This window comes from Mycoplasmopsis ciconiae (assembly GCF_036350065.1).
Classification (GTDB): Bacteria; Bacillota_I; Bacilli_A; order Mycoplasmatales; family Metamycoplasmataceae; genus Mycoplasmopsis; species Mycoplasmopsis ciconiae.
Genome location: NZ_JAZDWZ010000001.1, coordinates 41,878 through 55,693, shown reverse-complemented (window position 1 = coordinate 55,693; position 13,816 = coordinate 41,878). Strand labels below are relative to the sequence as shown.

Genomic DNA, 13,816 nt, shown 5'->3' with positions numbered 1-13,816 from the left:
TCTCCTATCCTTTAATTGTTGAACCTTGTCTTCCTATAGCTCTCATAATGTATTTTCTAAAAATGAAGTAAACAAGCATCATCGGAAAAATAGCAATTAAGCTAGCGGCCATTTTTACGTTGTAGTAAACTAGCGGTTGATCACTTGAATTGTCAGATAATCCAGCTTTAAATAATCAAACAGAAATAACTTCCACTTTTATACTGTCTGGTTTAATACTTAGAGGTCATAAGTAAGCATTTCAAGAAGCTAATGCTGTAAGAATTACGACAGTTAAAGTTGTTGGTACAACCATTGGAATAGCTACTTTAAATAAATATTTTCAACCTGCAGCACCATCGATTAATGAAACTTCTTTAATTCTTCCAGGAATACTTTCAAATGCATTTTTATACATTAATCCATTAAATATACTTGCCACAAATGGTAAAGCAACAGCAAAGAGGAATCCTACATAAGTTGCTGTTATACCTAATTGTGTAATAACTATTTTTTGTCCGTATAATAAAGCTACTTCAGGTAAAACTAATAACGCTAAAGCAGATGAAAAAATTATATTTTTTCCTCTTCAGTTTCTTAATGAAAATGCATAACCCATTAATGTAACTATAATTACCTTTAAAATAACAGAAATAACAACGTTTAACGAAGTAAATAAAATCGCTGTTCCGTATCCACTACTAAAAGCTTTTTTATATGTGTTAGCTACTACATCCGCTCATGGAACATCACTATTAATACCATGTTCATAAGTTGAAGAACCTTCATTAAAATAAGATTGACCCGGACCAAATGAAGGTAATAAGTGAAAGGTTTTTTTCAATCCTTCAACTTCATTGTCAGGCATAAACGATATAGACAACATCATGAAAAACGGTAATAAAACTATGCAACCTAATAAACAAAGAAAAATTATTTTGGTGATTGTGGCTAATATTGGCTTTAAATTTTTAGTTTCAGAAACTTGAGAAGAAACTCTTTCGGTGTTTTTTCTAAGTTTTTTTCTAATGAAGTAATTTTTTACTATTAACTTTGTTTCAAACATTACTTTCTCCTAAATAATTCATTGTTAGTTGCGCCATAAACATTCCACCACGTAAAATAGCTTGGAAAGTGAATCCAATTAGGAATAGCAAGATACTTGCTGCTCCACTTAATTCTTGATCAGATACTGTTGCTGTAAAATAAACATACATCATTAATGTTGATGCTCCGTTAGAGAATGCATCTATTGGTTTGTTTTCGTATAAAGCAAGTGGGAAAACTTTTATTCCACCGATAATTGATATTGTAATTAAGAAATTAAATGTACCTTTAATAGATGGCAATGTTATATAAAAAAATTGTTTAAAACCACTACTTCCATCAATGGAAGCTGAACGATATAAGTTTTTATCTACACCCATCATTGCAGTCGTAAAGATTAAAACATTAAATGCTAGTCCGTTTCATACACCATTAATCATAATAGGCACTAACGCCGCAAAAGAAGATTGATCACCGCTTTTTAATCAGTTAATTTTTGAGTCAATTATTTGGTTAAATAATCCATTTGTTGAAAACACTTGGATAAATGTTAAACTAACAGCGACACCATTTGTAACGTATGGCATAAAAAATACTGACTGTCAAAATCCTTTAGAAGCTTTTCTAGATAGTTTTGCAATTAAACTGGAAATAACTAATGATAAACTCATAACAACAGGTAGTGCAAAAATACCATATATAAACGAGTTTCTAAAACCAATAGAAAATCTAGGGTCAGCCAATGTTAAAGCAAAATTACGAAAAATTGTGTAATCTTCATCTACAGTAAAGGCTTTTTGTAAGTTGTAAATCATTGGCACAATTGTAAAGATACTAATAATTACAATTGATGGCAACAATAATAAGAACGGTATGACAAAAGGTGTTCTTTTGTCTAAAATAGAAATACTTAAACTTTGAGTTCTTTTGGTTTGTTTCTTATAAGCTCATTTTCTTAAGAGTGGGACGTTTTGCCCTATTTTTTCATATAAACGATTATTCACTAATTTCATATGATAATCTCTCTTCTGTTAATTGATCGAAAATGTGTAATTTATTAAGCGGTAAATCAAAGTAAATTTGATCATTTAATTTGAAGTTATATTCATTCCCTAATAAGAAGTTTATTCTTCCGAATCCTTCAACATCAACAACTAATTTACTTTCTTTACCAAAGTTTTCAACAACAATTACTGTTCCGCTTAACATTGAAGAAGAATCTTTATCTTTAATAATAAAATCTTCACTACGAACACCGATGTTTAAGTCAATATATTCTTTATTAGAAAGTTTAATTTTATCAATTTTTTTATCACCTAATTTAACTATTCCACTGTCATAAACAGCTTTGAAAAGTCCCATTTCTGGCATACCTAAGAAACGAGCAACGAATTGATTTTTAGGTTTGTTGTATAACTGCATTGGTGAACCCATTTGTTGAACTTTAGCCATTGACATACATACGATAATATCGCTAATAGACATAGCTTCTTCTTGATCGTGGGTAACAAAAACAGTTGTTATTCCTAATGATTGTTGAATTTCTCTAATTCACTGACGTGTAGAAATACGTAATTTAGCATCAAGGTTTGATAAAGGTTCATCCATTAAAAGAATATGAGGTTTTTTAACAATAGCACGCGCTATAGAAACACGTTGTTGTTGACCTCCACTTAAACGAGTTGGTTTTTTCTGTAAAATAGGAATAATTTCAACACGTTTAGCAACTTCCATAACAGCTAAGTGAATGGCTTTTTTAAGTGGAATAATATCTTTTGAATTTTCTTTAATTAAAAGTTTTTCTTCTTCTGTAAGAGATGCAGCCCCTGTTTTGTTGCTTGAATTTTTCAAATCTTTTATGTTGTATTTATTTGTAATCTCTTGATATAAGTTATAGAAATTTTTTCTAGCTACTAAAGGTAATTTTTTGGCATCATTACGTAATTCTACGTACACTTTGTCACTTTTAATTAATTGCGTAAATTCTTTTTGTTGTTTTAAGAATTCTTCATTAACCTTAATTCTTTCAGCTTTATATTTTTCAATAACTTTATTTGTATTAATAACATGTTTGTAAGCAAGCATGAATTTAATAAGCTTTTCTTCGGTTTCTAAAATTTTAATTCTATCTTTTAAAAGTAAAGAATCAAAATCAACACTTGTTAATTTTAAAATAGTTTTTTGAATTAAATCAACTTTTTGTTGATTTGTATCAATATCAGTGATTTTTTTGAATTTTAATTCAGGAAGCATTTTTAAAACTTCATTTAACTCTTTAGAAGGTTCTAAATCACCTAATAAATTACTTGCTTTCGCAATTTCGAATTTAGTTTTAGCTTCATTAATTTTTGTTTTAGATTCTTGTTTTACAATTTCGAGCTCTTTAACGATATTTTTAGATAAAATTGATAACTCAGAATTTTCGTGAATTTCAACCATTTTTTTATCAATTTTAGCTTTTTCATAAGAGTTTGACATTCTTGTATAGTAATCATTAGCTTTATATTGCAATTCTTCAGATAATAATCTTCATTGATCTAAAGCAAGGTTTACTTTATCAATTTCTTCTTGTGAGGCACCAGCTCTTTTTAAATATACAGAGTCAATATTTAATTTAGCTTGGACTTTATTTAAGAAAATCTTAAATTGTCATTCGGTGTCATTTTTTAATGGGAAAGCAATGTTATCATAAACACTTAAATGAGGGTATAATGCGTAGTTTTGAAAAACAAAACCAAGTTTTCTTCTTTGAGGAGAAAAGTCTGTTACATCCTTACCTCTAAAATAAATTTTCCCTGATGTTGGTGTTAATAATCCAGCAATAGCATTAAGAGTTGTTGTTTTACCACTACCACTAGGCCCTAAAAGGGTAACCAATTTCCCTTCAGGAATCTTAAAACTAACATTATCAACAGCTAATGTTTCTCCAAAATCAATATTTAGATTTTTTAATTCTATTGAAGGAATATCCGTTTTATCAATTTCTTTTATTTCGCTATAGTATTTAGCAATCTTATCTAAATCTTCGTTGTTTACTTTTGTTAAAAGATCGCTTTGAAGACTTTTAAAATATTCTTTTAGTTTCATAATCTCCTTTTGTTTAATTAATATTATATATTATTGCTTAACTACTATTTTTTGTTATTTAATTCAGCTATAGAATATTCAATACTTCCAACTTGAGTTGGGTCTAGAGAAAATCCTATTCATTTTGAATTTACTTTTATTAAATAAATATATGATTGAACATCATTTGGACTAGCAAAGTAATAGAAAAATCCATTTTTGTTAGCTATAGCCTCCCTAAAAGCTTGTGCTATAGAAGGATAAACATTGTATTCGTAACTTTTTTTATTGTTAAAATCACTTGGTTTGAATGTAGAATAAGTTGTATAAGGTAATGTTAATCCTGCTCTAACGATTTCAGATGTGTATGAATATTGGTAATTTTCTCCAAAAAACACATCACCTACAATTCTATTATAAGCATCAGCACTTTCCACAAAAGCTAATCTTACAACACTATTAGATGAATTTTTGTTTGTGTTTGAAAATAATAACTGCGCAAATTTTGTCGACATTGAGGCAAAAGAATATTCTCAATTTGTTGCTTCAACTCTTTCCGCACCTCTTCCAACACCTTTTTCAGGGGTGTCAACACCAGTAAGTCTAACAGTAAAAGTATTACTTAAGTTTATCCCACTAAAGTTATTTTTTTGTTCTGGGTTAACTAATTGAAGTTTAAAAGTATCACCATCGCTAACATCAACAACTCTAACGTCTACGTACGGAATAGTGTTTCAATCGATATTCAATTTTTTGAATTTAGATTGATCTATTTGATAACTATTTAAATAGTTGTTTAATGTAGGATTTATATCTTTTTCAACAGCTTTTTTATATCCTATATTACCATTGAATTCATAAACATTTGAATAAATATTATTTTCATCTTTATACATTAATTTAAACGAAATTAAATTGTCTGAAATAAGTTTATTTGAGTCGCCATTAAGACCTTTATATTCAGATATTTTATCTGTGGTGCCGTTATTAAAGGTCACTGTATCTCTTAGAGGTTTAACTAATTCTAAATAAAATTTTACGCCATTAATATCTACACTTACAGTCTCGTTTTTAAAAGAAAAATCGTTAGTGGTAGGTATTAAAGAACTAGATTTTTTTATTGAGACAAGATTTAAATTATCAAATGCTTGGGTTAATTTACTTGTTAATTCTTTTGCTATGTTTTGTAACAATTTACTGTCTAACAGCTCATTTGTGTCTTTATTGTATAACACGAATTCTTTATCTTCATATCTTGGTTCAATCTTAATTGGGTTTGTTTGGTTTGGTTCAGTTATTTCTAAGGAAATATGTATATTGCTTTTTGAGCTTATCGAATTACATGATGAAGCAATAACTGGTGCAGCGATCAAAAACCCAAATGAAGAACACAAAAGAATTTTTTTAAATTTTAATTTTCTTTTCACAATTGCTCTTTTCTTATTTTCTTAAATATATAAATAAATAATTTGCCAGAAGCAAATTATTTGTAATTTTTAAGTTATAGGTATGTTTTATTTTTTGAATCAAGCGCTTTCTTGTAATTTTTGAACTAAGTTATCAATTATATTTGGAACATCTTTATTATCTTTAACCGCTGTTTGAACATTGTTAAATGCTGATTCAATTTCTTTTCTGTAATTATCTGAATTTATACCAGAAGGTGTTTCATATAAGATATAATCATCTTTTTCTACGACATCTTTAAACATTTGTATAGCTGTTGTTAAATATTCGTTATTTCCCGCAACCTTTGAAGCAACTAATTGGCTAATATTAGCTCCAACAACGTATGACAATGATTTTTGATAAAAATCAAGGATTTTCATAGGTTTACCTTTGTCGAATTCATATGTATCTTGGTCTGTCATCATTCAGTGCATAAACGCTCTAGTTGCATTTTCGTCTATACGATTAGAACGAGCACCTATGAATGAGGGCCCTTGAAGATAGAATACATTCTTTTGGTTACTTGTATATGTTTTTGAAGGTGTAGGCAGTGTGTATAATTCATTTTCTTGAAGCGTATTTGTTGTATCTTTTGTTACCTTAGTAAATCCGAATGTTTCTTTTACGTATGATTCTATTTGGTCAAGTGTTGTTGATTCTGAAAAACTATCATTTTTAACTAGGAACACTAAACCTTTAGAATCTTTTAAAGTTCCTAAGAATTTTAAATCACTTTTTGATGATGAAGCTGTTTTTACTCGCTCTACAAATTCTTGTGGAATAACTTTATCTTTTGCAAAAACAAGTAATCCGTATTTTAATGATCTATCAGAGTTAAATTTATTAGCTGTTGAATCACCTTTGTTCTCATTAACAAATTGCTCAATCATTGTTTTTTGTTCGTCAGATGATAGTACTAAATCGTATTTATCTGCCTTAGTGTAATTGCTTGGGAAAACTGCATTAGCATAATTTCCTAAACCAATAATCGCATTTGAACCAGCAGATTTTCCTTTTGTCCCGGGTACTTCATTACCTTCAATAGAATAATAGAATGCTTCATTTAATTTAATTGAATTCAAATCAACAGTTAAGTCATTTATAATACTCTGAGGAACTTCTGCTCCTAAAAATTGATTATTTGTGATTGTTAAAGCATTGACACCATTTTTAGTGAAATTATGACTGTATCCCGCTGTAGAACCGATACTAAACGCAAATTTATGATTTAACTGATTTGCTGATGAATACGCTCCACCAGGTTGTAAAACTAATGCACCACTTTTTGTTGTATTACTAATTAAGTTATAAACTTGTTGTGCATTGGTAAATGTTGCACTTGATCTGTTGGTTATTTTTGTGTAATCGATATCTGTAGATTCATCATTTTGTGTCGGAACTATTAACGTTTGGTCTATATTACCATCAGCCATTTGTGATACCGCTGTCTCAAAAACACCAGTTACATCATCAATTCCCATTGCGTGTAAATCACCATTTAATGGATTATCTTTAGCATTTTTAAATAAAGATTGAATTTTTTCGGCTAATGTAAAAATACCACTATATGTATTAATTGAGTCGTATCCTATTATGTATCCATCAAACTCATTATCTTTTACAACAGGTTCTCCTCAAATCTTTTTAACTGTTTCTAAGTCATTTTGACCTTTAGATTTTATAGTTTCGTAAAATTGTTTAATTTTTTCATCACCCTCTTTTAACTTAGCACCTTTACTAAGTAAAGTTTCAAAAGCATAAAGTGTTACCGGAGAGTTAAATGATAAAACCTGAGTACTTTTTGCCATTGGTAAAATGTATAAGGTATTTGAACCTTCGCTTACAAATTGTGTTTCACTATTTGATTTTAAAAATTGGCTATCAAATTGTTCTCTTTTTAAAGAAACTTTTGAGTTACCACCATTAAAATCCAATAACATGTCACTTTTAGCTAATAAAGAAGCAATTACTGGATATCCAAAATAAATGTGATATCCTTCTTTTTTGGTATCAAGAAACTGAGAAACTTTGGTTACTCCTTCACTATATCCACTACCGATGTTATATAAAGCAACAGGTTTAAAGATATTAGGGTATTTTTGTGCACCCACTTTATTGTATTGAGCTATAATTTTTTCAAATGCTCTGTACTGGAATCCAGTTTGACTTCAAGTAGTACCAAATTTGATTTCGTTACTTTCAGGAACGGTGAAACGTCCTTTTTGGTCTGAACCTGAACTAGAACCTGAACCTGAACTAGATGATGATGGCCCACTTCCACATGAAACAGCTGCTAACAATGCGGTTGCTGAAGATAAAATAGCTGCAGAAATCGCAAATTGCTTAATTTTTTTCTTTGAAAACATAAATTCCCCTTGTATAAATAATTTATATGTTAGTTATTTTTAAATCTCAATAAGTAATAATGAAATTGTTTTCTAAATCGTATCCTTTAGTTTTTTTGATTAACACTCAATTTGACTATTCAAGATTGTAAAAATAATAAGTTATAACAAAATTACTTTGCTATAACATTAATGGCTATTTTATAGGCTTATAAGTATAATTTAGTCTTTAAAATATCAAACATATAAAACACCTTTTTGTATTAACATACAATATAATTCTATATATATTTATGCTAATAAAAAATATTTTTCATATATTTCCATAAAAAAATTCGTTGGTTTTTCACACTTTTTTACATATATATTTTTGAGTAAAAAAACAAAAAAAGCAAGCGTGTATTTACGCTTGCTTTCAATGGTATTATTAAAGTTTTGGTAGTCTAATTTTGTTCATTTTTAAACTAAAAAGTTTCTTTATTTCATTAGCTAATATTAATCCCATTCCTAAAAACACTGGTATTAATCATAATCTATAATCATAAGCTGAAAGTGGATCATACATTTTAAATACTGTTCTCACACCAGGAACATACGCAGCAAAAACTACGCATAAAAGTGAAAAAATTGAAGCTAAATAAACTAATTTATATGTTTTAAGTGAACATTTAAATAAACTTTTTTGGCTCATTAAATTAAGTGCACTTAGACTAGCGGCGATCCCGACACTAACAAAGCACGCTGTTGAAGTAACTTTAACAAATTCTTCGCCTCTTATATTTAGACTTGTTGCTATAATCGCTACAACAAAATAACTTAATAAACCTAAAAATGATAAAACAAGTGATTGGAATATTAAATTTTTGCCCATTCCACGCGCAAAAATTGATTCATTCTTATTAAATGGTTTACGATTCATAACATCATCACCACTATGTACCATACCCAAGGCTATGGCTGGTAGCCCATGAGTTAAAAGATTAATTCATAAAAGTTGTGTTGCGCTTAAAACTCAAAAATCTGTATCAGCACCTATTTGCTGATTAAAAATAAATCTAAATGCAAATAAACCAAATAACATAACAATAATCTCGCTTAAAGAACTAATTAACAAGTTTAAAATCACTGTTTTAATTTTGTCAAAAATTTCTCTTCCACCTTTTACAGCCTTAACTATGGTGCTGAAATTATCATCAGTTAAAATGATATTTGCCGCTTGTTTAGAAACATCTGTTCCTGTAATTCCCATTGCACAACCTATATCACTAGCCTTAAGAGCTGGAGCGTCATTAACTCCATCCCCTGTCATAGCAACTACTTGGTTGTGTTTTTGTCAGGCTTTGACTATTCTTAATTTATCTTCAGGATTTACACGTGCATAAACACTAATTTTTTGCACTTGTTCAAACAACTCTTGATCTGACATTTTAGCTAAATCACTTCCGTTAATAGCTAAATCACCTTCATGATAAATGTTTAACTCTTTAGCTATAGCTACAGCTGTAGTTAAGTGATCTCCAGTTATCATAACCGGTTTAATTCCAGCTCTTAGACATTCTTTAATAGATTCTTTAACCTCAACTCTAGGAGGATCCATTAATGCAACTAAACCGCTAAATTCAAGGTTATTTTCATCTTCAAATGTTAATGTAGTTTTGTCTTTAGCAACTTTTTTGGTTGCTACAGCTAAAACCCTATATGCTTTATTAGCTCAAATTTCATTGATTTTTTGAGCATTAAAAAAGTCAGTATTTTCCTTTAATTTAGAAAAAATAACATCAGGAGCACCTTTGGTAATTACTAAATTGTATTCAGGATATTCCACTAAAACTGACATCATTTTTCTGTTACTGTCAAACGGTAAAGAAAATAGTCTTTTATTTTCTTTTTCAACAGTATTTTTATCGATAGAATTTTGATAAGCTGAAATTATAATTCCAGTTTCAGTAGGATCTCCCACTTCTTCAAAATCATTTTTATTTTTAAAATGCACTTGCGCATCTGTACACAAAAGCGCTTGTTTTACAAGTAAATTAAACTTAGAATAATTATTATCATTTTCGCTTAAAAGTTGATTTTCAAAATATAAATCTTGAATTAACATTTTATTTTGTGTTAATGTACCTGTTTTGTCGCTACAGATGATATTTGTACTTCCTAAAGTTTCAATTGCTGGTAAATTTTTTATAATAGCATTTTCTTTAGTCATATAAGCTACACCAATAGCTAATAAAACTGTTGTAAAAGTAATTAAACCTTCAGGAATAGCTGCCACAGCCAAGGAAATAGCTGTAATTAAGCTATTTGTGTAAATTTCTGGGTTATTTCACACCCCTGAAATTACATTATTTAATAAAATTTGCGCTACTAAACTAACAAATAATAAAACAATACCTGAATAACCAAATATTTTACTTAATTTATTAAGTTTAATTTGCAATGGTGTTTGAGTTTGAACTTCGTTTTGAATAAGTGAGTTAACTCTACCTATAACTGTATTTTTACCTGTTGCTACAACCAAAGCTACAGCTCTACCATTTGTTACATATGTGCCAGAAAAAATTTTATTTTTTTGTTCTGCTAAAATTTCTGAATCACTCTCTTGCGCTAAATAATCTTTATCTACAGCTGTAGACTCTCCAGTCAAACTAGCTTCTACAACTTGCAAATTAGAACTATTTTTTAAGATAGCGTCTGCATTAATTGTGTCACCAGCTTCTACAACAATAATATCGCCTGGAACAATATCAATACTTAAAATATTGATCATTTTTCCATTTCTTATTACTTTGGAATTAGAAGCATTAACCTTTTCAAGCGCTTTTACAGCTTGATCACTTTTAACTTCTTGATATGCGCCTAAAATACTATTTAAGACAACAACCAATAAAATAATAAAAGGTTCAACAAATCTTATTATTGTGTCTGTTGTTGAAGAGTCACTTTTGGTAACTTGTTCGTAAATAGCTACTGCTATACTTATAGCCGCTGCTATAAGTAGTAATATAATCATAAAATCTTTAAATTGATTAACAAAAGCCATAAAAGGATTTATTTTTTTGGATGATGTTAATTTATTAAATCCGTATTTTTGTCTTTGAGAGTGTACTTGTTGGTCGCTTAAACCAAAATTGGTATCAACTTCAAAGTTTTCATAATCAAAAACTTCTGCATCTTCAGATGTTTTGACATCCATTTTTTTTGACATATATCCTCCTTGATATTTGTTAATTAATTATATATAAAAAAGATTTGAGTAATCTAATATTAAAGAAAATAAAAAACCTATAAATTAGGCTCTAAAGTACAAAAATTATTATAGGTTAAAAATAAAATAAAAAAAATCACCTTTTAAGGTGATATGGCTGCCCCAGTTAGATTCGAACTAACGCGTGTCGGAACCAAAACCCGATGCCTTACCGCTTGGCTATGGGGCAAAAAATGGTGGGGGGAGAGGGATTCGAACCCCCGAATCCTAAGAAAGTGGGTTACAGCCACCCGCATTTGGCCGCTTTGCTATCCCCCCATTTATTCGCTATTGGTTAGCATTATTATTATATATTAAAAATAATTTTTTTGAAATTATTTTTTTAATATTTTTGAAATATATGTTTTTACAAATAGCTATAAAATTATATGACAAAAATGGTAAAAAGCTAATTAAAAAATAAAATTTTAGTTAAAACTCACACCCTTTGTTTATGAAATCCTTTTTGATCCAAAAAAACTTAGATTATTTATTTAGATAAATTAATAATTTTGATTTTTAAAACAACGTTTTGTGTGTTTGAATATACTTAAGTGAAATAAATATGTTAATTAAAAAAGCAAAGTTTTTTAAAAACTCTGCTTTTTTATATTTATTTAGCTTTTTTAACTTCAGCGTTAAAATCAGCGTTAGATGAATCATTAACCTCTTCAGTAGCTTTAATAATTTGACTTAAATCCTTCTTAGAAAGATCAGGGATAATAATATTTAAATTAACGTATAAATCACCTTGTCTTTTAGATGTTTTAATTCCTTTTTTAGGCAATTTAAGAAGTTTTTGTTTATTATATGATTTTTTAAGTTTTAATTCTTCATTTCCATAAGGAGTTGGAATTAAAATTGTCTTTTCATTAATAATGTCAATAAAAGAAACTGGTAAATCTATATATAAATCATCATTAACTCTTTTGTAATATTTGTGTTCTTCAACATCAATAACAACATATAAATCACCCGGTTCTCCACCTTTAGTACCTTTTTCTCCAAAACCTCTTAAAACTAAACTCATTCCTGTTTGTGCACCTGCTGGGATTGGAATTTGGACATTTCTGGTAACTTGAATATATCCGTTACCCTTACAACTTTTACATGGATTTTTAATGATTTTACCTAAACCGTGGCACTTAGAACAATCTTGAGCAGAAATGCTTTGACCTAAAATTGTTCTTCTTACAACTTTTTCAACTCCACTTCCATTACATTTGTCACATTGGGCAACATCATTATCTTCGCTGCATGAACCTTGACAATGTTCACAAATTTCTCATTTTTTAAAAGATTCTCTAAGATTTACACCTAAAATCGCGTCTAAAAATTTTATTTTTAAAACTGTTTTAGCATCTTGCCCTCTTTGTGGGCCATTGTGTTGTTTGCTTGAACCAAAACCAAATCCACCAAAACTTCCGAAAATATCTCCGAAAATATCACTAAAATCCATTCCAGAAAACCCTTGGAAGCCTCCTTGGTTAAATCCAGCTTGACCATTAACTCCATCATGACCATAAGCGTCGTACATTTTTCTTTTTTCTGAATCTTTTAAAACTTCATAAGCTTCGTTTAATTCACGCATTTTTTCATCACTTGAGCCGTCTTTTAATTTGTCAGGGTGATACTTCATTGCTAATTTTCTGTATGCTGATTTAATTTCGCTTTCAGTGGCATCTTTTTTGATACCTAATACTTCATAATAATCTCTTTTTGTTGCCATAATGATATATATTTTAACATTTTTTTAGCAATTGAATAAAAAGTTTGCTAAAAAATAATAATTAACTTTTTGTCTTTATTTTTAGACAAAAAAGTAGAAAAAATAGGAACGAAAATGTCCCTATAAAAAATTCTTTTTTCTTTTTCGTATGATAATTATCTATATGAAGAAATTTCAAGGAATTTTTGGTTTTGTGGATTTTTCTGCATCTCTATGAATAAAGTATGTAATATTCTAGCTGCTTCTACACGCCCTTCAGTTATAAAAATCCGCATAGCATCAAATTTTTGCTCATTTTCTAATTCAAAGTAAAAAGTTACTTTATCTTTGATAGGTTCTGGCAATCTTGAAGATATTAAAATAACTTTTGCGTTTGTTTTTTTAAGTATATCTATCATTCATTTATGTTGTAAAGAAGTTGAGTTTACGATTATTAAATCATTAAAAGTTAATAATTTTGATAAACCAACTTGCTCGTATTTATCACAAACAAAAATTGAATTTTTATTCATTCTTAATAATTTAATGTGGAAGTCAAAATTAATTCCAACCGCTCCACTAATACCAATGAATAAAATTTTGTTAGCTTTGCTTATTAATTCAGCAGCTTTGACTATCTGCTGATCTGTATTTTTAAGAGGTTTTTTATTTTTGTGGGCAACAATTGAGTTGTGAATGTAAAACATTTCTTTAATGTTTTGAAACTTAATTGTTGTGGCGAAGTTACTTAAACTTGAAGCACTTACACCAATTTCTGTACAGAATTCTCCCCCTTTTATAACTGATTGTTTGTTTTTAATCCTTTCCATTAATTTTGTAGCGATATATTGATAGATGTTATCCGACTCATTTATCATATCGTACAACTTGTTGATATAATCTTCTTTTTCGTACATATTATCATTGTTCATACAATATAATTTTAAAATATTTTTAACCTTTTAATTCTATTTA

Annotated in this window: 8 protein-coding genes and 2 tRNA genes; all 10 read right to left on the bottom strand. The window is 28.7% G+C overall.

The genetic code is table 4. The annotated features are described in order from the left end of the window. Positions 1-4: 4 nt before the first annotated feature. The 10 genes from V2E24_RS00225 to V2E24_RS00180 all read right to left on the bottom strand — a co-directional run bounded on the left by V2E24_RS00225 (position 5) and on the right by V2E24_RS00180 (position 13,773). Complete coding sequence (locus V2E24_RS00225) at positions 5-1,045, bottom strand: carbohydrate ABC transporter permease (protein WP_330500418.1); 1,041 nt, start codon at positions 1,043-1,045, stop codon at positions 5-7. Then, entirely contained in the window at positions 1,005-2,039 is a 1,035-nt protein-coding gene (locus V2E24_RS00220) for a carbohydrate ABC transporter permease (RefSeq protein ID WP_330500417.1), read from the bottom strand. Before V2E24_RS00220 ends, V2E24_RS00225 begins: the two co-directional genes overlap by 41 nt. After that, positions 2,023-4,113 (bottom strand): ATP-binding cassette domain-containing protein, encoded by a 2,091-nt coding sequence (locus tag V2E24_RS00215; RefSeq protein ID WP_330500416.1) that lies wholly within the window; start codon positions 4,111-4,113, stop codon positions 2,023-2,025. The genes V2E24_RS00220 and V2E24_RS00215 overlap by 17 nt, the downstream gene beginning before the upstream one ends. 44 nt (positions 4,114-4,157) lie before the next feature. Next, positions 4,158-5,519, bottom strand: a complete 1,362-nt coding sequence (locus V2E24_RS00210) for a thermonuclease family protein (protein WP_330500415.1) — start codon at positions 5,517-5,519, stop codon at positions 4,158-4,160. Positions 5,520-5,606: 87 nt separating this feature from the next. Next, positions 5,607-7,907: a P68 family surface lipoprotein gene (locus V2E24_RS00205; protein WP_330500414.1), complete on the bottom strand. Its 2,301-nt coding sequence runs from the start codon at positions 7,905-7,907 to the stop codon at positions 5,607-5,609. A gap of 406 nt (positions 7,908-8,313) precedes the next feature. Continuing rightward, positions 8,314-11,082, bottom strand: a complete 2,769-nt coding sequence (locus V2E24_RS00200) for a cation-translocating P-type ATPase (protein WP_407940483.1) — start codon at positions 11,080-11,082, stop codon at positions 8,314-8,316. Between the two features lie 166 nt (positions 11,083-11,248). Beyond that, positions 11,249-11,323: transfer RNA gene (locus tag V2E24_RS00195), tRNA-Gln, on the bottom strand. A 5-nt stretch (positions 11,324-11,328) separates the two neighbouring features. Next, positions 11,329-11,412: transfer RNA gene (locus V2E24_RS00190), tRNA-Tyr, on the bottom strand. Positions 11,413-11,746: 334 nt separating this feature from the next. After that, positions 11,747-12,862 carry a molecular chaperone DnaJ gene (gene dnaJ / locus V2E24_RS00185; RefSeq protein WP_330500412.1) on the bottom strand — a complete coding sequence of 372 codons (1,116 nt, stop codon included), beginning with the start codon at positions 12,860-12,862 and terminating at the stop codon, positions 11,747-11,749. Between the two features lie 155 nt (positions 12,863-13,017). Then, a complete protein-coding gene (locus V2E24_RS00180; protein WP_330500411.1) occupies positions 13,018-13,773 on the bottom strand; it encodes a hypothetical protein in 756 nt (251 codons plus the stop codon). Positions 13,774-13,816: the final 43 nt, after the last annotated feature.